This window comes from Ahrensia marina, from assembly GCF_042140245.1.
Lineage (GTDB): Bacteria > Pseudomonadota > Alphaproteobacteria > Rhizobiales > MH13 > MH13.
Window position 1 is genome coordinate 3,721,544 of the sequence record NZ_CP159483.1, and the last position, 25,287, is coordinate 3,746,830.

The window sequence follows — 25,287 nt, forward strand, 5'->3', positions numbered from 1 at the left end:
GGGCATCCTCTGGCATGGGTCCCGGCTCTTCGCTTCGCTGCGGCCGGGATGACGATGGTGGCGCGTTTGCGCTCCAAGCTACCCGTCGCGACGAGCGTCGAGCAGCTCTCTGATCTCGGCCAGTTCCTCGGTCAAATCAATGGCGCTCTTTTGCGTGACGTGGTCAGCGAGCCAAGCCAAGTCAGGGCCGAGGGCGGCCACAGCGTCCTTACGCGCTGCAAGGCCAGTCTCGGTGATGCCAACAAACTTGCCGCGCCCATCCTTTGGGTTCGGCGTCACCTCAACGAAGCCTTTGCCTTCAAGACGCCCAATCGTGCTTGTCATCGTGCCCTTGGAGACCTGAAAGGCGTTGGCAAGTTTCAGCGGTGGCTGAGGTTCGTCGCGCTTTGAAAGATGGTTGAGCAGTGAGAACTGCGCCACGGTCAGATCGTGCGGCATCACCCGCTCAAACATGGTCGTAGAAAGCTGACTGATGATCCCGATCTCATTGAAAAGTCGAAAGAGCGCGGGATCATCAGATTTCTGTGGCATTATGTGTTCCGGATACGGGTCTCAGCTAGCCAGCGCGGACTGGCTTTGATGGTTGGACCATAACCGATGCGCGCCAACATTTGCACGGTCTGTGTTGGCTGCGCACCCAATGTGGTTTTTGCGTCGCTATAGAGCTCGGCAATCTCCTCATACTCCTGAAGCGCTTGGCTGAGCGGATGCACATCGATACCGCGCGCTGTCGCTTCCAGATGCATGCGGACATAAGCGCGCCCAGCGGCGATCTGCTCAGCTCGCGTGTCGCCATCGCTGATGAGCCAGACATAGCCCATCGCCGAAAAAATCATCTCGCGATAGGCGTCTAAACCTTGCTGGAAGGCGGTGGATGTTGTGTCGGCGATCTGTTCACGTGTCAGAAGGCCCGCCACATTTAAGCTTTCGAACAGTGGGCCAGACAGGTCGATGCCATCAGGGTTGGCGAGCACCTCGGCTTTACCAATCCGCATCAAGTCGATGCTTTCCTGCAAGGTGCGCGGCGTGAAGCTCTCAATCTCATGACCACGCCAGGTTAGTTCACGCAGTTCGAGAATTTTAGCATCCTCAAGCGTCGACCCGGCTTGGAGGGATCCGGCGGCACCGCTGGCGGCAAGTACAGCAGCCACATCGCCAGCCGGCACAGACCGGGCAGTGTCAAACGGTTCTTTGTTGGTGTGGCGATTGACGATCTGCGCGAACAAAGGATCGCGCGTGCCGTTGCCCGGAGCCAACTGCAAGCGCGCGACCGGTCTGGCATCCAGTCGGGGAGAAGGTTCGCCTTGCGGAAACAGGTTGGCTTCCACACCAAAGCCCTCTTCGGCGGCAGCCAGTGTGAACAGTTCGATGAAACAGCCCAAGCTCACCGTAATCTGCCGGTCGAACGGGTCGGTCTCCGGCAACCGTCGATCAAGATCGCAGTAAAGCGTCACAGAGCCCGGCTCTGATAGGTCCACCGACCAGGGCTGCCGGTTGTGCGCGTTGGGCGCCAGGATGGCGTAGGACAGTGCGCGGACGCGGACATCATCGCCCTGGCCAGCGTTCTGCCATGGCTCTCGCGCAGTTGCTGGGTCACGCGTTGTGACCCAAGTTCCGGCACCGAGTGCGGATGCTCCCAAGATAATGCCACCTGCACCGAGAACACGGACGAAGGTACGCCGCGAGGGCTGGGAAGGCTTTGGGGAAGGTGTGTCAGTCATGAAAGTCTCCATTTAGTTTTATATCAAATTATATAGTTTGATATAGAACTTTCAACCTTTGTGACAGACGAACGTGCTTGCTCTTTGATCGCGCGCTGCCTAGATGGCGTTCGGCGCGCGGCCAAACGCCCAAAATCAGGAGACCCGATATGATCATGACCACCACTTCCACGTTGCAAGACAAAACGATCACCGACTATCGGGGCATCGTGACCGGTGAGGCGATTTTGGGTGCTAACATTTTTAAAGATCTGTTCGCTGGCATTCGCGACATTGTAGGTGGTCGCTCAGGCGCTTACGAAAAAGAGCTCGCCAAGGCACGGTCAATCGCCATGCATGAGATGCAAGAGCGGGCTGAAGCGATTGGCGCCAACGCCATCATCGGTATTGATCTGGACTATGAAACAGTGACGGTTGGCAGCGGTGGCGGCATGCTGATGGTGTCAGCCTCAGGCACAGCGGTCACGGTGCGTTAAAGGCCAATCTTCCGTCCGCCAAAGCACCTATCGGTCCGCCCTTTTTCTCAGCGAAGAATCCGTTACAAGGTTGGGCTGATACCACATCTTGAGTGATCAATTGCCCAAAGCTTCTTTTCGTTTCGCCGTTCTGTTCACAACAGCACTTGCAATGGCAGCGTGCGCGGGTCGCGATGAATATGCCGCGCCCGTGGCCGTTCAACCAACCACGGTACCGGGCCTCGCGCTGAGCGAAACCGGTGTTGGTTTGGTGGACCAGTCCACCCGCTTTTCATCCAGCGCCATTTCAGAGGCACTAGGCGGCGCGAGGGTGGAAACCGTCAACGCCACCTATGAGGGTCGTGTGATCGCACAGCTCGCCGCTTTTGGTCCCTCAGGCCTACAGATGGCGCGATTTCAAGGATCAGGTGGGCGTATCACAGGTGCGCAGATTGTTTCCGAAGATGTTCCTGGCCCGGGTGGCGCGCGTGTTGGCATGACCTATCGGCAGACAGGCGGCAATTCGATGCAGTGTGATGAGGGCACAGGTTCCTGGGAGCAGATGGCGGTGTGCAGCCGGTCTGGCAGCTCTATCACCTATGTCTATTCGGTACCGCTTTGGCGTGAAGGGCGGATGCCACGCGGCAATGAACTCAATGATGCGGTGCTCAACCGTATGATCTGGGAGCCGTGAGCGACGCGGCCCGCCCTGACGTTGATGCGCTAGCAGCAGCCATTTTAGCCGGCGAGCGCGCCGCACTGGCACGTGGCATTACGCTTGTTGAATCCAAGCGACCTGACCACCGCGACCAAGCACGGGCACTGGTTCAACAGGTCATGCCGAAAACTGGGAATGCTATCCGTATCGGCATGACGGGTGTGCCTGGGGTCGGCAAATCCACCACCATCGATAACTTTGGCGCGATGCTGATTGAGCAAGGCCACAGACTTGCTGTTCTGGCTGTGGACCCCTCCTCTACCCGGACAGGCGGTTCGATCCTTGGTGATAAAACGCGCATGGCGCGGCTTGCCGCTTCAAAGGGCGCTTACATTCGCCCCTCGCCATCGGCAGGCACCTTGGGCGGCGTGACCGCCAAATCTCGCGAAACGATCTTGCTATGTGAAGCGGCAGGGCATGATGTGGTGGTTGTGGAAACTGTTGGCATTGGCCAATCGGAAACCGCCGTTGCCGACATGGTGGATGTTTTCGTCGTGCTGATGCTGCCAGGCGCGGGCGATGAACTGCAGGGCATCAAGAAGGGTGTCCTAGAGATCGCCGATATCATCACCATCAACAAAGCCGATGGCGACAATGCCCCAGCAGCACGCAAAGCCGCTGCCCACTATCGTGCTGCACTCGATATTTTGGCGCCAACCTCCAAAGTCTGGAAGCCGCCGGTTCTCACCCAATCCGGGCTCCAAAGCGATGGACTGGAAACACTTTGGGCCACCATCAAAGATCACCGTGCCAAACACCAAGCTGCTGGGCTTTTTGCCAAACGACGCACGGACCAAAACCTGGGCTGGATGCGTGACATGCTGCGCGAACGCGCTATGGAACGGCTGACCCGCGACCCAGACCTTCGTGCTGCCATTGATGTGGCTGAAGCACACGTTGCTGCTGGGACGCTTGCGCCATCCATCGCTGTTGAACAGTTGGTTAAGCAAGCTAACCTCTAACCGGTTCATAATGGAACAGCCGGTCTTGGCATGCAGCTTGCGCAGTGTGCTTTATGGTCAAGCAACCCAACCTGTCGCGACGCGCCTTCCTAACCAGCACCCTGATTGGGGCTGGGCTCGTCGTACCAGCGTCGGTCAGTGCACAGACACTCTTGGCGGATTTGCGCGGCTCATTGGATGTGTCGAGACTGGACGTACGCCCGGGCGCGCTGGACAATCAAAGCCTCGCTTTCCAAAACGCTATCAACCGCGCTGCTAACGACGGGCAACCGCTCTTCATGCCCGCGGGCGACTATCTGGTGAGCAACATCGACCTGCCCTCGGGCATCACCATTATCGGCGTGCCCGGTCGCACCCGCATCCGCTACGCTGGCGATGGTCATTTGATGTTTGGCACCGATGTGCATGATGTGCGGCTGGAGGGCTTGGTACTGGATGGCAACAACCGTCCTCTGGCCGACTACGCGCCCGCCCTTTTGCACATCTCCACCGGTACGAACATCGCGGTTGAAGATTGCACCGTCCAGGGCTCGCTGAAAGATGGCGTGACCTTTGACCGTGTTGCCGGACGCATCGAGCGCTCAACGCTATCAGGCATTCTGGGTGCTGCCTTTCAGTCCAACGATGCGCGAGGCCTTGCCATTCGCGACAATGTGGTCACCGACTGCTCCGACAATGGTATTCTGGTCTTCCGGTGGAGCCAGGGGCGTGATGGTACGATCATCACCGGCAACCGGATTGAACGCATTCGTGCGGTATCTGGTGGCACGGGGCCTTACGGCAACGGCATCAATGTTTTCCGCGCCGATGACGTGATCATCTCCGGCAACACCATTGATGATTGCGACTTCTCTGCTGTGCGGTGCAACTCGGCTTCCAATGTCCAAATGGTTGGCAACACCTGCACGCGATCTGGCGAAGTCGCCATGTTTGCCGAGTTTGGCTTTCAAGGAGCGATTGTGGCCAACAATGTGATTGATGGCGCTGCCAATGGCATCTCCATTGCCAACTTTATCGATGGCGGGCGTATGGCCATCGTGCAAGGTAACATTTTGCGGAACCTTCAAGGGTCAAGCCGCTTACCAACCGACCAAGCGAGATACGGCACGGGCATTGCTGTCGAAGCCGACACGACGGTTTCTAACAACACTATTGAAAACGCGGCCACCAACGGCATCAGCGCTGGCTGGGGCCCTTATCTGCGCAATGTGATCGTCTCGCAAAATCTTGTTCGCCGCACACCCATTGGGGTGATGGTCTCTGTGGTTGACGGGGTTGGACCAAGCGTCGTTCGTGACAATATGTTTGACGAAACGCCCGACGGTGCGGTGGTTGGTATGCGCTGGTGGGACCGAGCAACCGGTGATCTGACCAAGCAACGTAACGTGCCTGAATCTCTGGTGATCGAAGGCAACCGCTTGGTAGCGTAGACATTGCTAAGCTGCAGCCTTGAAGCCACGTTCTTGCCAGGCTTTGAGCCGCGTAACTGCCTCATCAAGAACCTCGTCGCGCTTGCAGAAACAAAAACGCAGAAGATGGTTTGGTGCATCGCCGGAATAGAACGCCGACATCGGCACGGTCGTGACCCCCGCTTCGACTGTCATGCGCTGGGCAGCGTCAACGTCCGATCCAAGCCCAAGCTGACCAATATCGGCGATCAGAAAATAGCTGCCATCGGCCTGTAGGGTTGGAAGACCGAGAGCTGCCAACCCAGAGGCCAGCCGGTTGCGTTTTGTGGCCAACTCATCGGCTAAACGGCGGAAGTAGTCGTCTGAGAGACCCAACCCAAACGCAACTGCTTTTTGTAGATTGGGCGGTGTGGTGAAGGTGGTGAATTGATGCGCCTTGGCGATGGGAGCGATGAGCGCGGGCGGCCCAGCCACATACCCCACCTTCCATCCGGTGAGCGAAAAGCTCTTGCCCGCTGAACCAATCCGCACGCAGCGCTCCGCCATACCGGGCAAGGTCGCCAGCGGCACATGTTCCGCCTGGCCAAAGACCAAGTGCTCATACACCTCATCGCAAATGGCGTAAGCATCATGAGCGGTCAGTTTGGCCGCCACGCGCTCCAGTTCCTCTCGTGAGAACACCTTGGAGGCGGGATTGTGCGGGTTGTTGATAAGGACAGCTTTGGTTCTGTCCGTAAACGCAGCATTCAGATCAGCTTGCGAGAAGCTCCAATCTGGCGGTGACAACGGAACAACTTTTGGCACGCCACCAGCTCGCTTAATGAGCGGCACATAGCAATCGTAGCAAGGGTCAAACACGACGACTTCGTCGCCAGGCTCGACCATTGCCATCAGGCAATCCGACAGCGCTTCCGTTGCACCGGAGGTAATGAGGACATGGGCTGGATCGCGCTCAATGCCGAAAAAGCGCGCCTCATTGCCAGCGACGGCTTGGCGCAGCTCCGGCAATCCCATCATGGGTGGATACTGGTTCGGCCCTTCCATCAGGGCATCAGCCGCCACGCGGCGCACCTCTTCCGGTCCATCCACATCAGGAAAGCCTTGGCCCAAATTTACGGCGTTATGCTCGATGGCCAGACGACTCATCACCTCGAAAATCGTGGTCGGCATACCAGTGTAAAGTGGATGGGTTGGGCGCATGACATCTCTCAGGCAAGAATGGGTGGGACGTTGTAGCCCCATCATCTGATGCTGGCAAAACTGCGCACAGGCAAAAGACGCTGTTTCCAAGCTGCGGTCTTTGCTGATACATTCAAACCGCTTTGGTGCCATCCCTCAACGGGGACGGTGAAAAGGGAATGCGGTGCGTGAGGAGGTTCTTCACCAAGCCGCAGCTGCCCCCGCAACTGTAAGCAGCGCGATGTGTGCGTATGCCACTGCCCTATGAGGCGGGAAGGCGCACAGGTCGGTAAACGCTGCAAGCCAGGAGACCTGCCAAAGCCAGGGTCAACACCCTGTTTGAAACCAACCGGACGGGGTGTTCCGGGGCGCAAAAGAGAGCTGACACAGCTCCGGTGCCCCTATCCTCGCCAACAACGACGCGCGTGATGGCAGAAGCACCTTTTCCCTGCACACTGGTTTTTGGCGGCGTACGCTCGGGCAAGTCCCGGCACGCCGAAGCGCTGTGCCGCGCGACTGGGTTGAACCGCGTCTACATTGCCACTGCCGCCGCCTATGACGAGGAAATGCACACGCGCATTGCAGGCCATAAGTCGCAGCGGGCTGAGGATGGCTGGCAAACGGTGGAAGAGCAACACGATCTCTCCAGCGCTTTGGTGCGTGAGCTGGAGCCGGAGACCATCGTGCTGGTGGACTGCCTGACGCTGTGGCTGACCAACCGCCTGCTCGCTGAAGCGCATATGGATGATGAGTTTGACCGGCTGATCGATACGCTTGCTGTGAGGCGCGGACCGGTTGTTTTGGTCTCCAACGAAACCGGCCTTGGCATCGTGCCGGAAAACGCCCTTGCCCGGCGGTTCGGCGATCTTCAAGGCCGTCTCAATCAACGCATCGCAGCCCTTGCAACCCATGTCCATTTCATCGCCGCCGGTCTGCCCCTCACCCTTAAGGAACCCTCTCCATGACAGCACCGATCCCTGCCACCATCATCACCGGCTTTCTTGGCGCCGGGAAAACCACGCTGATCCAGAACCTGATCCGCAGCGCAGGTGGCAAGCGCATCGCTCTGGTCGTCAACGAGTTTGGCGATCTTGGTTTCGACGGCGAGCAGATTGCCGGTTGCGGCATTGAAGGCTGCGCAGACGAAGACGTGATTGAGCTAACCAATGGCTGCATCTGCTGCACGGTGGCTGACGATTTTCTGCCGACCATGGAAATGCTGCTCGCCCGCGAACCAGCCCCTGATCATATCGTTATCGAGACCTCCGGCCTCGCTCTGCCCCAACCGCTGGTGCAAGCGTTTCAGTGGCCGAGCGTTGCTGCGCGCACGACCGTGGATGGGGTTGTGACCGTGGCCGATGCCGAGGCGCTGGCCCATGGTCTCTACGCGCCAGACCCTGCAAAGGTGGAGGCCCAACGCGCCGCCGATGACAGTTTGGACCACGAGACGCCTGTGGAAGAGCTGTTTGCTGACCAGATGCGCTGCGCCGATCTTGTGGTGCTTTCCAAGACCGACCGCATCACCGGCGAGGCGTTGGATAAGGTGAATGAAGCGCTGGATGGCAAACGCGCCGGTGTCGGTGTTGTGCGCTCGACTGCGGATGGTTTGCCCGCTGATCTGTTGATTGGTCTGGGCGCTGGTGCCGAGCAGGATATGAATGGACGAGAAGCTGGCCATCATCATCATCACGACCATCATGATCACGGGCATCATGATCACGAGCATGATGATCACCACCATCACCATGATCACAGCCATGACGAGTTTGACTCACGTGTCGTTACGCCCCTGGCCTTCGCGTCCAAGCAAGCGCTGGATGCGTTTGTCAGCGCGGTGTGCGCCAAGCCCGGTGTGCTGCGTGTGAAAGGTGTTGCGCAGGTGGAGGGCAAAGCGGCGCCTGTGATCGTGCAGGCCGTTGGGCCGCGCGTCACCAGCCATTTCGACACCTCCGGCAGGCCGCAAAAAGCGGGCTTGGTGGTGATTGGCCTCAACCCACTGGCTGATCTGTCCGATGTTCTTAACCTGGAGAGCGCGGCCTAGATGCACGTTCTGGCTGCCCAGGCGGGGCGGGTCGATGACGGTGAAGAGCCGGTTGATCTGGCCCAGTCGCCCGGTGACATCGTATTTTTGTCAGCCGCCGAAACAGAGCTATCAGCCTTTGCCCTGGATGCGCGCGCGGCGCCGATGGTTTCCTCGTTGCGTCTGGCCAGCCTGTTGCAGCTCAAGCACCCCTATTCGGTTGATCTCTACACCGACAATACACTTGCCCACGCCAAGCTGATTGTTATCAGGCTCATTGGCGGGGAGAGCTATTGGTCCTACGGGATGGAACGTTTGACCGCTTTGGCACACCAAGGGGTTAAGCTCATGGTGATGCCGCACGAAGGGCAATGGAGTTCTGACCTTGCCGGGCTCTCCACTGTGGCGATGCCACTGGTGCGGCGCTTCTGGCAGCTTTGTGTGGAGGGCGGACCGGCCAATCGGTTGAAGGCGCTTCAGCTTCTCGATGCTTTGGCACAGGGTCAGGAACCTGACGCACCAGAGGTCAGCCCACTACCCCGCTTCGGTCTGTGCGACCCCGCAAGTCTGCTGCCGACCGACGCACCTGCCAAACCAGGTGCGGTGCCCATCGTGTTTTACACGAGCCTTTTGCAGGCTGGGACAACGGCTCCCATCCGTGCGCTGTGCGACGCGCTGGCAGCTCGCGGACTTGTTCCGCAACCGGTGTTTGTGCCGAGTTTGAAGGACGCTGAAGCGGTTGGTTTTCTTGGCGATTTGCTGAGCCATGTTGACCCACCGGTTATCCTCAACACCACGGCGTTCGCCTCCACCGGGTCCAGCGATGGTGCCGATGGCGGCCCACTGAGTGCAACAGACGCACCGGTCATCCAGGCTGTGTTGTCGGGCCTTTCGCGCGAGGCATGGGCGGAAAGCTCGCGAGGGCTGCCGGGTACCGATTTGGTCATGCATGTGGCGATGCCGGAGCTGGATGGCCGCATCCATGGCCGCGCGATCAGCTTCAAACGCCAGGGCGACCGCCATCCGCTCACCGAGTTTGCACCGGTGGCCTATGCGACTGAACCATCGCATGTGAAAGCTGTCGCCTCGCTTGCAGCGCGCTGGGCAAAGCTTCGTGATACGTCAGCGAGCGAGAAGCGGGTGGGTATCGTGCTTGCCAACTACCCCACCAAAACAAGTCGCATCGGCAATGGGGTTGGGCTAGACACGCCAGCATCGGTTGGCCTGTTTTTGGGCGCGATGGAAGAGGCCGGCTATCAGGTCGGCGATGCACCGCGTTCATCAGACGACCTCATGGCCCTGCTGCTCTCCAAGCGGTCTCGTGAACGTTTGTCTCTCGCCGACTATCGGGCCTTCTATGATGCACTGCCTGAAACCGTACGCCGCCAAGTGACCGATCGATGGGGCTCACCCGAACATGACCCACACGTGATCGGCGACGCCTTCACACTGCCACTGCATCGGTTCGGTAACACGTTGATCGGTATTCAGCCCGCCCGTGGCTACAATGTCGATCCGGCAAGCACCTATCACGACCCTGATCTGGTGCCACCGCACGGCTATCTGGCCTTTTATGCCTATCTGCGCAAGCACAGCGATGCGCTGATCCAATTTGGCAAGCACGGCAATCTGGAGTGGCTGCCCGGCAAGGCGCTGGCGCTGTCAGACAGCTGTTTTCCGACTGCGATCCTCGGTGATCTGCCGACGCTCTATCCCTTCATTGTCAATGATCCTGGCGAGGGTTGTCAGGCCAAACGGCGCACGGCTGCCGTGATCCTCGATCACCTGACACCGCCACTCACCCGAGCGGAAAGCCACGGTCCCTATCAAGAACTTGAAGCGCTGCTTGATGATTACGCCTTCGCCGAAGCCGGCGACCCGCGCCGCGCCAAGGCTTTGGCGCGCGACATTATCGGCTTTGCCCAAGAGACTGGTCTTGCCGATGACATTGGGCTGAAGGGAGAGGTTGGTGACGATCTCATCACGCTCGACACCGCTCTCTGCGACCTGAAAGAGATGCAAATCCGCGACGGGCTACACGTCTTTGGCCAATTGCCGAAAAACCCTCAAATTGCTGATCTCTTGGTGGCGATTGCCCGCTTGCCACGCGGATCTGGCGAGCAAGATGCCTCACTGACGCGCGCACTAGCTTCTGACTTTGATCTCGATTTTGATCCACTGGCGCGCGATTTTGGTCAACCCTGGACACTGGCGAAACCTAAAGCACTGGGCGATGATGGTATCTGGCGCACCATCGGCGATGGCGTTGAGCGGTTGGAAGCCTTTGCTCTGAAATTGGCGCAAGGTGACGTTGATGCTCCTGGCCCGGCAACGCAGGCCGTGATGGGCTGGATCGACACTATGCTCAAACCGCGCATCACAGTGTCGCCACACGACGAGACCGCCAACTTGCTCGCCGGGCTGTCAGGACGTTTCGTGCCGCCCGGCCCGTCTGGGGCGCCGAGCCGAGCACGCCCGGATGTGCTGCCGACGGGGCGCAATTTCTTTGCCGTCGATGTGCGTGCCGTGCCCTCCCCCACCGCTTGGCGCATCGGCCAGAAAAGTGCAGAAGCTTTGCTTGCACGTCACTTTCAAGATCATGGTGAGTGGCTGCAAAGCCTGGTGCTCACCTGCTGGGGCACGGCCAATATGCGCACTGGCGGCGATGACATTGCCCAAGCACTGGCGCTCATCGGTGTCGCCCCGCAATGGGATGGCGGGTCAGGCCGCGTTACCGGTTTTGAGATCACGCCCCTGTCAGACCTACGCCGTCCGCGCGTCGATGTGACGCTTCGCATCTCTGGCTTTTTCCGCGATGCCTTTCCCCATCAGATCGAGCTGTTTGACAGTGCTGTGCGCGCCGTCGCTCTGCTGGACGAACCAGCTGACATGAACCCGCTCGCTGCGCGAGTGCAGGCCGACCAGGCCGCCCTGCTTGCCTCCGGCGAGACCCAGGATGATGCTGACCGCATGGCAGGCTATCGTGTGTTCGGTTCCATGCCCGGTGCTTATGGCGCAGGTTTGCAAGCGTTGATTGATGAAGGCGGCTGGACCCACCGCTCGGACTTCGCCGAAGCCTTCATGGCCTGGGGCGGCTTTGCTTATGGCGGTGGCCGTCAGGGCGACGCTGAAAAAGGCCTTCTGAAAGACCGCCTGCGCGGCGCGCAGGCTGTGGTGCAGAACCAAGACAATCGTGAACATGATCTGCTGGACAGCGACGATTACTACCAATTTGAGGGCGGACTGGCGGCAACCATCGAAACACTGCGTGGTGAGGCGCCCGCAAGCTATCATGTGGATCACGCCCGCCCCGAAGCCCCTTTGCCACGCACCTTGAAAGAAGAGATCGGGCGGGTGGTGCGCGGGCGCGCATCCAACCCCAAATGGATCACAGGCGTGATGCGCCACGGTTACAAAGGTGCGTTTGAGATGGCGGCCACGCTGGATTATCTCTTCGCCTTCGCCGCCACCACGCAGGCGGTGAGCGACCATCATTTCGACGCCCTGTTTGAGGCTTACATTGCCAATGATAACGTACGCGACTTTATTCAAGAGGCGAACGCGCCTGCGCTTGCAGATATGCTGGCACGGTTTGCCGAGGCGCTGGATCGCGGCCTCTGGACCCCGCGCCGCAACACCACCCAAACTTTGCTCCATGAGCTGATGCACCCCAACCAGGAAGCTGCCGAATGACCGATAAATCCGCCGTTAAACCGGTTATGACCGAGGAAGAGCTTGATGCGCGCCACGCGGAAAAAATGCGCAAGAAGAAGGCCGCGCGCGACAAGATCATTGCCACAAAGACCATCGAAAAAGGGCTGCTGATCGTCCACACCGGCAAAGGCAAAGGCAAAAGCACGGCGGCCTTCGGCATGGTTTTTCGCGCGCTTGGGCACGGCCAACGCGTCGGCGTCATCCAGTTTGTGAAAGGCAAATGGGAGACCGGCGAGCGCGCTGTTCTCGAACGCTTCTCCGACCTCGTCACCATCAACACGATGGGCGAAGGGTTCACCTGGGAAACGCAGGACCGGCAGCGCGATATCGCAGCTGCCGAGGCGGCTTGGGAGAAGGCTAAGGGCCTCATCATCGGTGGTGAGCACAAGCTGGTTCTGCTTGATGAGCTGAACATTGTGCTGCGCTATGCCTACATCGATCCGGCGGAGGTGGTGCGGTTCCTGCGCGATGAAAAACCCGACGATGTGCATGTGGTGGTGACCGGCCGCAACGCGCCTGAGGATCTGATTGAGATCGCCGATCTGGTCACCGAGATGACACAGATTAAACACCCGTTCCGCAGCGGTGTGAAAGCTCAAGAAGGCATTGAGTTCTAGGTGGCCCAAACACCGGCCCTGATGATCCAGGGCACCGGCTCGAATGTTGGCAAGTCGGTGATCGTTGCAGGGTTGTGTCGATTGCTGACGCGGCAGGGCCTCAAGGTGTTGCCGTTCAAGCCACAGAATATGTCCAACAACGCCGCCGTCACGATCGACGGTGGCGAGATTGGGCGGGCGCAGGCGCTTCAAGCGCAGGCAGCAAAGGTCGCGCCAAGCGTGCACATGAACCCGGTGCTTTTGAAGCCGCAGACCGATGTGGGCAGCCAAGTTGTGGTGCAGGGCAAAGTCTGGGGCACGATGAAGGCAGCAGAGTATGGCGCGCGCAAAACTGAACTCATGACGCCCGTGCTTGAAAGCTTCAACATACTTGAATCGAAGGCCGACATCATCCTGGTTGAAGGCGCGGGTAGCCCGGCGGAAATCAATCTGCGCACGGGTGACATCGCCAATATGGGCTTCGCCAGCGCCGCCCATGTGCCCGTTGTGCTTTGCGCTGATATCGACCGTGGCGGTGTGATCGCCAGCGTGGTGGGCACGCACGCGCTGCTATCACCCGATGATCTGGCGCTGGTCAAAGGCTTTTTCATCAACCGTTTTCGTGGCGAACCGTCTCTTTTCGATGATGGTCTGGCAGAGATCGTGACGCACACCGGCTGGCCAAGCTTCGGTGTGATCCCCTGGTTTGATCAGGCACGCCATCTACCGGCTGAAGATGTCCTCGGGCTCGCCGATGGATCGGGCGAGGGTTTGGTGATTGCGGTGCCACGACTGGGACGAATCGCCAATTTCGAAGACCTTGATCCTCTACGCATGGAGCCTGGCGTGGACCTCCGGATCATTGAGCCGGGCACACCGCTGCCCCCCTATGCCGCCTGTGTCATTCTACCAGGATCGAAAGCCACGATTGCTGATCTCCAAGCTTTTAAAGCCGAAGGATGGGACATTGATCTGGCCGCCCACGTCCGCCGCGGCGGCTATGTGGTCGGCCTTTGCGGTGGCTATCAGATGTTGGGGCGCAGCGTTGCTGACCCAGGAGGGGTCGAAGGCGCTGCGGGCAGTGAGCCCGGACTTGGCCTGCTGGATGTGGAAACAACTCTTTCAGACGACAAAACCACCACCTTCACCAAGGGTGTTCACGAAGAAACTGGAACAGCCGTCGAGGGGTACGAAATCCACCTCGGCGATACACAGGGACCTGACCGTCAGCGCCCTCTGCTTGCCCTCGATGGCAGGACCGATGGAGCGGTGTCGTCGGATGGTCAGGTGATGGGCACTTATCTGCATGGGCTGTTTGCCAGTGATGCGTTTCGCAAAGTCTTCTTGGAGCGACTGGGTGTGCGGGCATCCGTTGCTTATCAAACCCGCGTTGAAGCAGCCCTGGATGGTTTGGCCGATCATCTGGCTGATCATCTGGACGTGGATGGCCTGCTGGCTATTGCAAGAAGCCGATAGCGGCGGCGACCAAAACCACCACTAGAAGCGTGGCCGCACATGTCGCGCGGAACAGCGCGAGACCCTTGCCGATATCGCCAGCGTCCAAGTGCTTTCGGCCAACATCGTTGATTTGGGGCGCCTCAACGGTGCCGCTTGGATAGGTGCGTGGGCCGCCAAGCGCGATACCCAACACAGACGCGTAGCTTGCCTCTGGCCAGCCAGCATTGGGCGAGGCATGGGTTGGCGCGTCGCGGCGGATGACCGCCCAATCAGGCCAGGTGAACGCGCCCTTCTGACTGGCAAGACTGGTGATCGCGACGCTGAGCGCAATCAGTCCAACTGATAAACGCGCAGGCAAGAAGTTCACCAGATCGTCCAGCTTCGCCGATGCCCAGCCAAAGTGTCGGTGGCGTTCCGTTTTGTAGCCGACCATCGAGTCGGCGGTGTTGATCGCCTTGTAGAGCGCGATGCCCGGCAGACCGCCGATCAGCATCCAGAAAGCAGGGGCAATAACACCATCGGAATGGTTCTCCGCCAAGCTCTCCAGCGCAGCCCGCGCGACCCCGGACTCATCAAGGTTTTCGGTGGTCCGACCGACAATCATGGCAAGAGCTTGCTGCGCGGCAGGCAGATCACCCTTTTCCAGAGGTGACCGCACGGCATCGACATGATCATGCAGCGAGCGCTGAGCCAGAAGCACCGCGCCGACAAGGACTGTGACCAGAAAGGCCAGCCCAGGGTGAACCCAGCCGGCCAAAGCCAACAGGCCGATGGACAGAGCGGCGACAACGAAGATCACGCGGATCAACGCGTTGATGCCCGCTCGCTTCTGCCGAAACGGTGTGTGCTGCTGATGGTTCATCCGCCGATCCAGCCATCCAATGAGATGACCCATCAGAACAACAGGGTGCGGCACGCGTTTCCAAAGCCAGTTGGGTTCAACGAAGACGGCGTCCGCGATGATGGCGAGGGCCAACGCAAGCGCGTTGAAGGCAAACCACTCAGCCACCGGCAAGCCTTTGAAGCGCTTGATCGCGCTCGTTGGCGATGGTCTCGATGGCTTCGATCAAGGAGGGGCCCGCGCAGAGTGTCAATCGCTCCGGCATAGCAATCCGGCGCGACGGCGGATAGCGTTCGTTGAGGGCACGATGAGCAAGAAGCGCCGAGCCTTGGTCCTCTCCCTGTCGAGTGAGCGTGGGTGTGATGAGCACATCCGGTTCGGCGCGAATGATCGTTTCAAGATCGGCAAAGCCGCCGCGCGCACCAACCAGTCTTTCACTGGCCAATGGCATACCAAGTTGAGCAAGGAGATCACCGATCAACGACTCGATGCCGGTCGCATAGCCGCGACGTCGGATGATGAGAGCGGTAAGTTGCTCATCAGAACGCGCTGCTGACAGTGCCGCATCGATTTGGTCGATCAAAACCTGCCCACGCTGCGGATGGCCAACCATCTCTGCCACCAAGCGAATGGCTGCATACGCCTCTTCCAGTGAGCGAGAAAACGGAACCTCTTCAACGCGATAGTCAAAGCGCGCGAGCATATCTTTGGCGGCACGGTTGGTGAAAAGACCAGTCAGAACCATGTCGGGTTCCAGCGCGATCACCGCTTCGGCCGCAGCAGGAAGCTGTGGATAAGCGGCGGCTTGTTCGGCTGCGTAGGATAAGCGACCGTTGCCTGCAAACCGGCTGAGACCGACGATCTGATTGGGATCGGCCAGCGCCAAAAGCAGTTGATCAGTGCACATGTTCAGCGACACCACGCGTTCTGGACGCATCGTGCGCTCATCGCTCGCCCGCGCCTGCACCGAAACAGCGAGCGTAAGCAACATCGCGAACAGGCTAAAGAGCCGCACCTTTCTACCCCTTTGGATTGATTGCCGAACCAATTTCAAGGCCTTAACAAAACGTTACACGCCCGGGACACACGCCGTGACGGGTGGTTGTGAACAACCAGATCGAAACAGTAAAGGTCTGATGATGGTACGCGTATCGACGCCCGGCTTTTTGGCCGGTTTTTTTGTTGCGGCTGTTGCCGCGCCCCTTTCCACCGCCCTTCCCGCATTTGCTCAATCGGAAATCACCGTTTTTGCGCCCTATCGCGGCATCGCCACACCCATCGCAAGGGCTGGTAGCGCCGTGAGCGTGATCACACGCGAGGAGATTGAACAGGCGGGGCAAACGTCTGTGGCTGAGATTCTGCGGGCATCTCCCGGGGTCAGCTTCAACTCCTCAGGGGGTTTTGGTTCCTCGACTGATGTGCGCATTCGTGGCGCCGCAGATCAGCACACAATGGTGCTGATCGATGGTGTGCCGGTGAGCGACACCACGTCAACACGCAACGCCTTTGACTTCACCATGCTGCCAGTTGGTTCTATTGAACGCATTGAGGTTCTTCGCGGGCCGCAATCAGCGCTCTATGGCTCAGATGCCATCGGCGGGGTCATCGCAATCACAACACGTCAACCAACACGCGGCTTGTCTGGCTCTGCAAGCGTTGAAGGAGGCAGCTTCGGAACGCATCGTCAAGCCTTGCGAGCTGGGTATGGTGGCGATCAATTCTCCATCACTGGATATGCAGAGCATTTTTCCACCCAAGGATACTCGCGCCGAGCTGGCAATGATGAAGCAGATGGCTCGCGACAATGGACCGGCGGTCTGCGCGGCCAAGCCAATCTGTCAGAAAACCTATCGTTGGACGCAGCATTTCAGGTCACAGACCTTGAAACCAACTACGATCGGCGCGACGCCGATCCTGAAGGTGAAGCCGACCGGCTTTCAATAACAGGGCATGCCCGCGCGACCCACGAAAGCTTTGATGGGCGCTGGCGTCAAACAGTCACCGCTTTTGGCTCCTCGACCGAACGAAGCTTTGTGGAAAACACAACTGTCGATGACTACAACGGAAACCGGATCGGCATTGAGTACACCGGCGAGGTTCGTTGGGACGCGTTGGGCACCACCCTCTATGGACTGACCGGTGAGCAACAATCTGCTGACTATGTTGAAGATGGAACCGTACAGTTCGATGAGGACGAATTGTATTGGGGCGCTTTTGCAATGCAGCAATTCTCGATCGGGCCCGCGTTGCATCTCTCAGCGGCCGTGCGGTTTGACGATTTTGCGGATGCGGGGACATTCGTTACGGGTCGTGGCACCGCAGTTTACGAGCTTTATGAAACCGAGACTCGTTTTCATGGAAGCGTTGGTACTGGTGCGAAAGCGCCAAGTCTGCGCCAACGTGCTGCGACGCCCAACCTTCGTCCAGAAGAAAGTTGGGGCGCTGATCTTGGTATCACTCAAACCCTTTTTGATGGACGCCTGACCGTTGACGTCACCGGTTTCTACCAAGAAATTGAAGACTTGCACGTCTACACCGGTGGGTTCGGGTCCTTTGCGCTTGAGGCTTGGGAGAACATTGATGAAGCCAGATTGATGGGTATCGAGGTTACCGCAGATGCGCGGGTGATCCCAGGCCATCTGGATGCATCGGCGCACTACACCTATCTCGATGCCGAAGATGCCACGACTGGTGATCGGCTTCAGCGTAGGCCTGAACACGAAGCGCAAGTGACACTAAGCTACATCGGCATAGATCGGTTGCGCGTGTCGGGTGTGGTCAACTGGGTGGGCGGCGAACGCTTTTCTCGGTCTCGCGAACGCGATCCATTGGACCCCTACACGCGGGTTGATGTCACCGCATCCTATCAAGCGCATGAGCACTTGGAGATTTATGGGCGCGTCGAGAACCTGTTTGATGTCGAGTATGAAGAGATCAGTGGTTACAACACGCCCGGGCGATCAGCCTATGCTGGCATTCGGGCGACGTTTTAAGGTCTTGGAACAATGCGGCTCAGCGCCAGCCTTGCTGCTTTGCTTCTGGTGCTTGCCGCACTCTCCTTAGCGGTTGGAACGACCGACTTCACAGTCGATCAGCTGTTGGCCGCCCTCACCGGCAACGATGAACGGTTGGCGCTGATCGTCTACGAGATTCGGTTGCCGCGCACGTTGCTTGCGATCCTTATCGGCGGATCACTAGGCTTAGGTGGCGCGGCCCTCCAAGGATTGGTGCGCAACCCACTCGCCTCCCCGTCTTTGTTCGGCGCGCCATCTGCGGCAGCGTTGGGTGCGGTCATTGTGATCAGTTCGGGGATAGCAGGAGCACTCTCATTCGCGCTGCCTGTGGCGGGCATGGTGGGGGCTTTGGCATCGGTGGGCGCACTGATGCTGCTGGCAGGCCGTAACGCACCTATCATCGTGTTGCTTCTGGCCGGCTTGGTGCTCTCCAGTTTTGCGGCGGCAGGCACATCCCTGGCGCTCAACCTCTCGCCCAACCCTTTTGCAGCGCTTGAAGTGGCCTTTTGGTTGCTTGGATCGCTGGAAGATCGCTCGTTCCAACACATCTGGATGGCCGGCCCGTTCATCGTTGTCGGCTCGGTGTTCATCGCCACGCAGGCGCGCGCGCTTAAGGTGATGAGTCTTGGCGAAGACACCGCCACCAGTCTTGGCGTCAACGTCCGGCGTTTGCGACTGGTGCTGATTGGTGGTGTTGCCATGGCGGTGGGTGCTGGTGTCTCGGTGGCTGGCACAGTCGGCTTTATCGGCCTCGTCGCACCGCATCTGGTGCGCCCGTTAGTGGGCTACGATCCAGCTCGGGTTCTGCTGCCCGCCACGCTTGCAGGCTCATGCTTGCTGCTGGCGGCGGACCTTCTGGTGCGTATCGTGCCGACCAGTGGTGAGCCACTGAAGGTTGGCGTTGTGACTGCGTTGGTCGGCGCACCCTTCTTTTTAGGCCTAGTACTGCGTGAACGGCGGGCGCTCGCCGGACGAGCCACGCTATGAGTTTGCTTCAAGCAAGAAATCTCAATGTTTCAATTGGCAAGGCACGCTTGCTTCAACCGGCTGATCTTTCGCTGGAGACTGGCACTTTGACTGCCATTCTTGGCCCCAACGGCGCAGGCAAGAGCACGCTGCTCAAAGCCTTGCTTGGTCTCATTGACCATGGCGGTGAGACCAAGCTGGATGGCAAAGCCCTATCCTCACTCTCCCCGCGAGAGCGCGCCAAACAGATTGCTTATCTACCACAGGGACAAAGCCACGCCTGGCCGCTTAGCGTTGAGGCAGTTGTCACTCTTGGCCGGCATCCTCACGGTGGGCACACTCACAGCGGCCAAGACGGCAATGTAGTTGAGCGCGTGCTCAACACGATGGGCCTTAAAGACTTGCGCGGCCAATCTGTGCTCACCCTTTCCGGCGGCGAGCAGATGCGCGTCTCATTGGCACGGGCGCTTGCTGTGGAAGCGACGTTTCTTCTGGCCGATGAGCCTCTTGCTTCCCTCGACCCGCGCTATCAGTTCGAGATCATGAGCGTGTTGGCAGGCCAAGCGCGCGGCGGCGATGGCGTTGTCGTGGTGATGCACGATCTGGCCCTTGCCGCCCGCTATGCTGACCGGATCATCTTGATGAAAGACGGGGCCATTCTCGCCGACGGACCACCTGTAACGATGTTGTCAGGCGAGAATGTTCAATCCGTCTTCAACGTGCAGACGCGGCAGACCGACATCCATCGTGAAGATGGCCCGATCAACGTCGCGCTGCCGTCTGAACTGGAATCTAAAGCCTAGTTAGTGGCCTGCAGCGCCTCAGAGATAGCGCGCAGATTGCTTGCCATCATGCCGAGATAGGTTGACGCTTCTCCTTCAACCGAAAGCGCGTCGGAGTACAAAGTACCAGTAACCGTCAGACCTGTTTCGTCGGCTATCTGTTCGATCAGTCGAGGGTCAGAAATGTTCTCGACAAACAATGCGCGGGCACCAGTCTCTAGAATCTGATCGATGATCGCAGCCACGTCGGCAGCAGATGCTTCGCTTTCTGTCGACATACCTTGCGCCGCGAGAATGGTAAGATCGAAGTCACGCGCCAAATACCCAAAGGCGTCATGGCTTGTGATGATCGTGCGTCCATCCACAGCAACATCTGCCAAGGCGGCTTCCCAATTGGCTTCCAAAGCCTCTAGCTCAGACGCATAGGCTTGAGCATTGGCCGTGAACTCATCGCAGTGCCCTGGCAAAGCCTCACAGAGGCCATCTGCAATGTTGGCGACATAGATTTGGGCCGCATCAAGTGATTGCCAAGCGTGTGGGTCATTGGGGCCGTGGTCATGATCATGATGTGCATGATCATGGTGATCGTGATCTTCATGGCCATGGTCATCATGGGCGTGTTCGTCGTCGTGACCGTGGTCGTGGTCGTGATCATCATCGTGCGCATGGTCATGATCGTGGTCATCGTGGCCATGGTCATCATGAGCATGATCGTCATGGCCGTGATCGTCATGATCATCGTGTGCGTGATCATGATTGTGGTCGTCATCATGGGCGTGCGCGTGGTCATCATGATCGTCATGATCATGGTGATCATCTTCACCAACTTCGATGACATCGATGCCGGTACTCGCCGTAACGATGGTGGCCTGCGAGTCGCTGGCTTCGATCAAACGCTCAAGAAAACCTTCAAAGCCTAGACCGTTGGTGATCACAAGGTCCGCGCCGGTCACAGCAACAACATCCGTGGGGATTGGCTGGTAGACATGCGCATCCTCACCCGGACCAACCAGGCTGGTCACGGACACATGATCACCGCCTACAACACGTGTCATATCCGCGAGGATTGAAAAGGATGCCACAACATCCAGTGAATCGGCTGATGCCAGAGATGTCGTGGACAACAGAGTGAGTGCAACAATCGAGGAACGCATCAAGCTACCTTATGTCGTTGAGTTGGGAGGGATGGCCGGACGACACCGCGTGGCGCCGCCAAAAGGGAGATGAGATAGACCGTACCGGCTGCCAGAATGACAGCAGGGCCGGAGGCCACGGCAAGGTGGAAGGAGATCAGGAGGCCGACAAAAACAGATGTCATGCCAATCGCGATTGCCAACAGGCACAGCGAAACAACGCGCCGGACCCAGAAACGTGCCGCGGCGGCTGGCAAAATCATGAGACCTACAGACAGCAATGTGCCCAGGGCTTGAAAGCCCGCCACCAGGTTCAGAACGACCAATGCCAGAAAGCCAAAGTGAACAATCGGGCCCCAGCCAGACACAGACCGTAGGAAGCCTGGGTCCAAACATTCAGCCACCAGAGCACGCCAGATCACGGCGAGAGTCGCCAACGAAATGGTGGTGATCGTCGCAATCATCATCAGGCTTTCGGTGTTGAGAGCGAGCACCGAGCCGAACAAGACGTGCATCAAATCCACCGAGGATCCACGCAGCGAAACGATCATTACGCCAACGGCCAGCGAGATCAGATAGAACGCGGCCATGGCTGCGTCCTCTTTCTGCACGGTCATACGGGCAACGAGGCCCGCACCCGCAGCAACCAGTGCGCCAGCAATCAAGCCGCCAAGCGTCATGGGGATGAGATCCAACCCAAAGAGCAGGAACCCAAGCGCGGCGCCCGGCAGGATGGCATGAGCCATGGCATCGCCGGTTAGGCTCATACGGCGCAGCATCAAGAAGACGCCTATCGGTCCTGCTGAGACAGCGATTAACAATCCACCGAGAAGCGCGCGTTGCATAAACGCGTAGTCGGCAAAAGGAGCAATCAAGAGCGCGTAGAGGTCCATCACGCAGCCTGTCCGTGGCTGTGCTTATGATCTGCGCACCAGGGTGCGTCTTCATCCCAAGCAGCGTTAAAACGGCGGGCTTTGAGCAGATTTTCCGCCTGAAGAACCTCTGCGGTTGGCCCCCAAGCGATGGGTTCGCGCGACAACAGCAATGCGTTTGGGAAATGATCACGCACCAAGTCCAAATCATGCATCACAGCGATTACGCTGCGTTTTTCGGAGTGCCAGCGCTGGATCACGCCAATAAGGTCATCGACCGTTTTTGTGTCGATGGCATTGAAAGGTTCATCGAGGAGAATGAGGTCGGCATCTTGGAGCAGAACACGCGCGAACAAGGCGCGTTGCAGTTGTCCTCCGGACAGCGTGTCGATGGTGCGTTTTTCAAAACCGCCCAAGCCAACGGCTTCAAGTGCTCGCCCGATGGCTTGACGATCAGTCCGCGTTATACGCCCAAGCAATCCCCGCGTTGGCCAAAGACCAAGCTTGACCAAATCAAAAACCGTTGCTGGGAATGTTGTATCGATATCAGCTTGTTGCGGCAGGTAGGCTAAACGGCAACCATCGACATGTTCACAGGCGCCCGCCATGGGCGTGAGACTGCCAACGATGCCTTTCAGCAACGTCGACTTGCCTGATCCGTTGGGTCCGACAATCGCCAAAAGGTCGCCGTGATCCACCGCCCCTGAAAGCCCATGCACGGCTGGGTGCGGTCCGTAGCCCAAGGTCAGATCTTCAAAGCGAAGACAAGTGGGGGAGCTGTGGGTATGCGCCAAAAGAGCGGTCCAAGACTTCTGCTGTTGCGGAGTGGGAGGATAGGCTCTAATATGTTATAGTATAACAAGTCAACCGCACACTGGCGTCCCCATCATGACCGCTTCCGTTTCCACAGATGCGCCACCCCCCATTCCGCTTTCGCGCAATAACCAGCTTGTGCTCGATCAACTCACCCAGTCCGACAAGCCACAATCGGCATATGAGCTTTTGGATGCGTTGCGTGAGGAAGGGTTGCGTGCCCCGCCTCAGATCTATCGCGCACTGAAATGGCTAGGAGAGCGCGGGTTGGTACATAGGCTGGAAAGTGCCAATGCGTACATTGCCTGTGTCCACGCGTCTTGCTGTGGCGGCGCGCGCTGCGCCAGTTCGCACACGGTTTTCTTTCTCTGCGATGTCTGTGGTGGCGTCGAAGAAGTGAATGGCGATGCTCTTGCCCAAGGCGTGGATGCTCTCGGCCAAACACTTGGTTTTGCGGCGCACGCCGCAAGCATTGAAGTGCATGGCCAATGCGCGGCCTGCCAGGCCAGCTAAATCAGGGTCATAACCCTAGGCCTCTTCAGATAGTGCCCATGTGTCGCCGCAGCCAGGCGGATTTTTCGATGAGCCACGGACGATCAAGGCGCCGGGCAGCTCGATGGACTCCGCTTCAAAAGCTTCGCCTTCAACAGCAGCTTCTATGGCCTCAAACAGGGTTTCGCTGGTCGCTTCGATCATGGCGTCAACCGGCTGAGAAAAGCTGGTGATGGAATAGGTTGGCCACTGTGCAGGGCCGACATTGTCAAACCCAACGATCGACACGTCATCGGGCACGCGCATGCCTAGATCGTGGCGCAACGCGTCCATGACCGCGATGGCCATATGGTCATTGGCGCAGAAAATTGCATCAGGCGGTGCTGGCGTCTGCATCATAGCAACGGCACCTTTGGCCGCCTGGTCCGCATCATAATTGCCGACAGCGCGAGCGTGCAGAGTGACGTTCTTCTCTGCAAGCCCAGCCATAAACCCACGCTCGCGATCACGGTTGGTGGAGGTTTCTTCGATGCCCGCCAGATAAGCGATGCGTTTGTGTCCGCCTTCCACCAAAAAGTGCGCGATCGTGCGACCGCCCAACTCATTGGAGCCGGTGATCTTAGAGGCCGTGGGGGCATCGGACACGCGGTTGACCATGACCACCGGAATGCCTGCAGCATGGCAGCGATTGGCGATTTCAGATGATAGCGACACAGATGCCAGCACCAGCCCATCAATCTGATAGTCGAGGGCCCGTTGCAGCTCGGTGTTGGCAGCATCGCCCTCACCGGCGGTGAAGAGCAGCACATGATAGCCACGTTTCTGGCATTGGTCAGAGATGCCCTGAACCAGCTCCGGGTAAAAATGGTTGTCGAGATACGAAACCGCCATGCCGATCATGTGCGAGCGGCGAGTGATCAGCGAGCGAGCAATGGCGTTGGGGCGATAACCAAGGCTGATCGCTGCTTTGTGCACGCGTTCTTTGGTTTCGGCAGCCACGCTGGCACCAGGCGTGAACGCGCGGGACACGGCCGACTGCGAAACGCCGGCCTCGCGCGCAACATCAATGGACGTAACCTTACGCCGGGCCATCAAGCGCAGCCCCACGCTCTGCCGTTCGCCAAGAGTATACAAAATGCTTCACAGCAACAGGTTTAAGGCGCGCTGCGCGCCTCGTCCAGCCATCTCGACCGCACACCAGAAACACCTGGATGGAAGCCTGGCATTTTGGCGGGCGCCATCGGCCCTCTTGTTGTATTGGCCGGCGGGGCTAGCCTGCCGTCCAGCCGACACCCTTGTTGCTCTGGCCAGCGGTTAGCCCGCCGTCCAACCGCCATCAATCAACAAAGAGGTGCCGGTGACCATCACGGACGCGTCGCTGGCAAGGTAGGCGACGGCGCCCATGACGTCTTCGATCTCGCCGACACGCCCCAGCTTGATCTTCGATTCCACCCAGGCACGCCGCTCCGGATCGTCCAACGTGACGGCGGCCAGCGGTGTGCGAATGAAAGTTGGACAGATCGTGTTGATGCGCACTTTATGCGGACCCCACTCAATCGCCATCGCTTTCACCATGCCCTCCAGCGCGTGCTTGGATGCGCAATAGACAGCCCGCTCCTGCCCACCGACATGCCCCATCTGCGAGGAGATATGGATGATCGAGCCCGCAACACCGGCCTTGATCATACCGCGTGCCGCTTCAGCCGAGAGCACGAAAGCTCCTCGCACATTGATATCCATGACGGCCTGATAGTCGTCGATGGATGTATCAAGCGCCGTTGCGTGGCGCGCAATGCCCGCGGAGTTCACGACCACGTGGAACGGTCCATGATCTGCCAGCAGTGACTTCACAGCTTGTGGGTCGGCAACATCCAATTGAACCGCTTCGGCACTGTGGCCCTCAACGGCCATGGCCTGCACAGCCTCGGTCAACTGATCCATTCCACGCGCGGCACACACGACATGGGCGCCTTGCTCAGCAAGAGCCACAGCACAGCCCAGACCAATACCGCGCGAGGCGCCAGCCACAAAAGCGCGCTTACCGCTAAGGCTTAGAGACGGGGTTTTGGGGAGTTTCATCGCTGCTTTTTCCTGGGCACTGACACGTCGGCGGACAGGCTGTCTTTTCGCACCTACTTTGGC

23 protein-coding genes and 1 riboswitch are annotated in these 25,287 nt (G+C 58.8%); of the genes, 13 read left to right on the forward strand and 10 right to left on the reverse strand.

The features are described 5' to 3' along the window. Positions 1-78: 78 nt before the first annotated feature. Entirely contained in the window at positions 79-531 is a 453-nt protein-coding gene (locus tag ABWH92_RS18000; protein WP_375570760.1) for a MarR family winged helix-turn-helix transcriptional regulator, read from the reverse strand. Beyond that, positions 531-1,721, reverse strand: a complete 1,191-nt coding sequence (locus ABWH92_RS18005) for an Acg family FMN-binding oxidoreductase (protein WP_375570762.1) — start codon at positions 1,719-1,721, stop codon at positions 531-533. The genes ABWH92_RS18000 and ABWH92_RS18005 overlap by 1 nt, the downstream gene beginning before the upstream one ends. Before the next feature lie 149 nt (positions 1,722-1,870). Between ABWH92_RS18005 and ABWH92_RS18010 the strand changes: the two genes are divergently transcribed. The 4 genes from ABWH92_RS18010 (at position 1,871) to ABWH92_RS18025 (ending at position 5,286) form a co-directional block, all read left to right on the forward strand. After that, positions 1,871-2,197, forward strand: a complete 327-nt coding sequence (locus ABWH92_RS18010; RefSeq protein WP_375570763.1) for a heavy metal-binding domain-containing protein — start codon at positions 1,871-1,873, stop codon at positions 2,195-2,197. 88 nt (positions 2,198-2,285) lie between these two features. Beyond that, the gene (locus ABWH92_RS18015; protein WP_375570765.1) at positions 2,286-2,870 is read left to right on the forward strand and encodes a DUF1131 family protein; all 585 of its coding nucleotides are present in this window, start codon (positions 2,286-2,288) and stop codon (positions 2,868-2,870) included. Then, positions 2,867-3,856, forward strand: coding sequence for a methylmalonyl Co-A mutase-associated GTPase MeaB (gene meaB / locus ABWH92_RS18020; RefSeq protein ID WP_375570767.1), 990 nt, complete (start codon positions 2,867-2,869; stop codon positions 3,854-3,856). Before ABWH92_RS18015 ends, meaB begins: the two co-directional genes overlap by 4 nt. Positions 3,857-3,909: 53 nt before the next feature. After that, a complete protein-coding gene (locus ABWH92_RS18025; protein WP_375570769.1) occupies positions 3,910-5,286 on the forward strand; it encodes a TIGR03808 family TAT-translocated repetitive protein in 1,377 nt (458 codons plus the stop codon). A gap of 6 nt (positions 5,287-5,292) precedes the next feature. On the opposite strand, the gene ABWH92_RS18030 is transcribed toward ABWH92_RS18025, so the two are convergent. Next, positions 5,293-6,465 carry an aminotransferase gene (locus ABWH92_RS18030; protein WP_375570771.1) on the reverse strand — a complete coding sequence of 391 codons (1,173 nt, stop codon included), beginning with the start codon at positions 6,463-6,465 and terminating at the stop codon, positions 5,293-5,295. Between the two features lie 106 nt (positions 6,466-6,571). Further along, a riboswitch (cobalamin riboswitch) is annotated at positions 6,572-6,779 on the forward strand. Between the two features lie 93 nt (positions 6,780-6,872). Between ABWH92_RS18030 and cobU the strand changes: the two genes are divergently transcribed. From cobU to ABWH92_RS18055, 5 genes are read left to right on the forward strand one after another with little or no spacing between them, the layout of a single operon-like run. Beyond that, on the forward strand, positions 6,873-7,409 hold the full coding sequence (gene cobU / locus ABWH92_RS18035; protein ID WP_375570773.1) for a bifunctional adenosylcobinamide kinase/adenosylcobinamide-phosphate guanylyltransferase: 537 nt from the start codon (positions 6,873-6,875) through the stop codon (positions 7,407-7,409). Then, complete coding sequence (cobW, locus tag ABWH92_RS18040) at positions 7,406-8,485, forward strand: cobalamin biosynthesis protein CobW (protein ID WP_375570775.1); 1,080 nt, start codon at positions 7,406-7,408, stop codon at positions 8,483-8,485. The genes cobU and cobW overlap by 4 nt, the downstream gene beginning before the upstream one ends. Next, positions 8,486-12,157, forward strand: coding sequence for a cobaltochelatase subunit CobN (gene cobN, locus ABWH92_RS18045; RefSeq protein ID WP_375570777.1), 3,672 nt, complete (start codon positions 8,486-8,488; stop codon positions 12,155-12,157). Further along, a complete protein-coding gene (gene cobO / locus ABWH92_RS18050) occupies positions 12,154-12,795 on the forward strand; it encodes a cob(I)yrinic acid a,c-diamide adenosyltransferase (protein WP_375570779.1) in 642 nt (213 codons plus the stop codon). Before cobN ends, cobO begins: the two co-directional genes overlap by 4 nt. Continuing rightward, on the forward strand, positions 12,796-14,250 hold the full coding sequence (locus ABWH92_RS18055; protein WP_375570780.1) for a cobyric acid synthase: 1,455 nt from the start codon (positions 12,796-12,798) through the stop codon (positions 14,248-14,250). It begins immediately after the preceding gene. On the opposite strand, the gene cbiB is transcribed toward ABWH92_RS18055, so the two are convergent. Further along, on the reverse strand, positions 14,231-15,241 hold the full coding sequence (gene cbiB, locus ABWH92_RS18060; RefSeq protein ID WP_375570782.1) for an adenosylcobinamide-phosphate synthase CbiB: 1,011 nt from the start codon (positions 15,239-15,241) through the stop codon (positions 14,231-14,233). The genes ABWH92_RS18055 and cbiB overlap by 20 nt on opposite strands. Then, complete coding sequence (locus ABWH92_RS18065) at positions 15,234-16,088, reverse strand: ABC transporter substrate-binding protein (protein WP_375570783.1); 855 nt, start codon at positions 16,086-16,088, stop codon at positions 15,234-15,236. Before ABWH92_RS18065 ends, cbiB begins: the two co-directional genes overlap by 8 nt. A 121-nt stretch (positions 16,089-16,209) precedes the next feature. Here ABWH92_RS18065 and ABWH92_RS18070 point away from each other — a divergent pair, with 121 nt between their 5' ends. The 3 genes from ABWH92_RS18070 to ABWH92_RS18080 are packed head-to-tail and all read left to right on the forward strand — an operon-like array spanning position 16,210 to position 19,856. Next, entirely contained in the window at positions 16,210-18,066 is a 1,857-nt protein-coding gene (locus ABWH92_RS18070) for a TonB-dependent receptor plug domain-containing protein (protein WP_375570785.1), read from the forward strand. A gap of 12 nt (positions 18,067-18,078) precedes the next feature. After that, the gene (locus ABWH92_RS18075; protein WP_375570787.1) at positions 18,079-19,074 is read left to right on the forward strand and encodes a FecCD family ABC transporter permease; all 996 of its coding nucleotides are present in this window, start codon (positions 18,079-18,081) and stop codon (positions 19,072-19,074) included. Beyond that, positions 19,071-19,856 carry an ABC transporter ATP-binding protein gene (locus ABWH92_RS18080; RefSeq protein ID WP_375570789.1) on the forward strand — a complete coding sequence of 262 codons (786 nt, stop codon included), beginning with the start codon at positions 19,071-19,073 and terminating at the stop codon, positions 19,854-19,856. Before ABWH92_RS18075 ends, ABWH92_RS18080 begins: the two co-directional genes overlap by 4 nt. On the opposite strand, the gene ABWH92_RS18085 is transcribed toward ABWH92_RS18080, so the two are convergent. Genes ABWH92_RS18085 through aztA form a run of 3 tightly spaced genes read right to left on the reverse strand, consistent with a single transcriptional unit; the run spans position 19,853 to position 22,583 of the window. After that, complete coding sequence (locus tag ABWH92_RS18085) at positions 19,853-20,989, reverse strand: metal ABC transporter solute-binding protein, Zn/Mn family (protein ID WP_375570791.1); 1,137 nt, start codon at positions 20,987-20,989, stop codon at positions 19,853-19,855. The two genes, ABWH92_RS18080 and ABWH92_RS18085, sit on opposite strands and share 4 nt — an antisense overlap. After that, complete coding sequence (aztB, locus tag ABWH92_RS18090; RefSeq protein WP_375574286.1) at positions 20,989-21,861, reverse strand: zinc ABC transporter permease AztB; 873 nt, start codon at positions 21,859-21,861, stop codon at positions 20,989-20,991. Before aztB ends, ABWH92_RS18085 begins: the two co-directional genes overlap by 1 nt. Then, entirely contained in the window at positions 21,861-22,583 is a 723-nt protein-coding gene (gene aztA / locus ABWH92_RS18095; protein WP_375570793.1) for a zinc ABC transporter ATP-binding protein AztA, read from the reverse strand. The genes aztB and aztA overlap by 1 nt, the downstream gene beginning before the upstream one ends. Before the next feature lie 145 nt (positions 22,584-22,728). On the opposite strand from aztA, the gene ABWH92_RS18100 reads away from it, so the two are divergent. Beyond that, the gene (locus ABWH92_RS18100; RefSeq protein WP_375570795.1) at positions 22,729-23,166 is read left to right on the forward strand and encodes a transcriptional repressor; all 438 of its coding nucleotides are present in this window, start codon (positions 22,729-22,731) and stop codon (positions 23,164-23,166) included. A 15-nt stretch (positions 23,167-23,181) separates the two neighbouring features. Here ABWH92_RS18100 and ABWH92_RS18105 read toward each other — a convergent pair whose 3' ends face one another. Together ABWH92_RS18105 and ABWH92_RS18110 are read right to left on the reverse strand one after the other, a co-directional pair. Then, positions 23,182-24,237, reverse strand: a complete 1,056-nt coding sequence (locus ABWH92_RS18105) for a LacI family DNA-binding transcriptional regulator (RefSeq protein ID WP_375570797.1) — start codon at positions 24,235-24,237, stop codon at positions 23,182-23,184. 222 nt (positions 24,238-24,459) lie between these two features. After that, positions 24,460-25,224 (reverse strand): SDR family NAD(P)-dependent oxidoreductase, encoded by a 765-nt coding sequence (locus ABWH92_RS18110; protein WP_375570799.1) that lies wholly within the window; start codon positions 25,222-25,224, stop codon positions 24,460-24,462. Positions 25,225-25,287 lie beyond the last annotated feature (63 nt).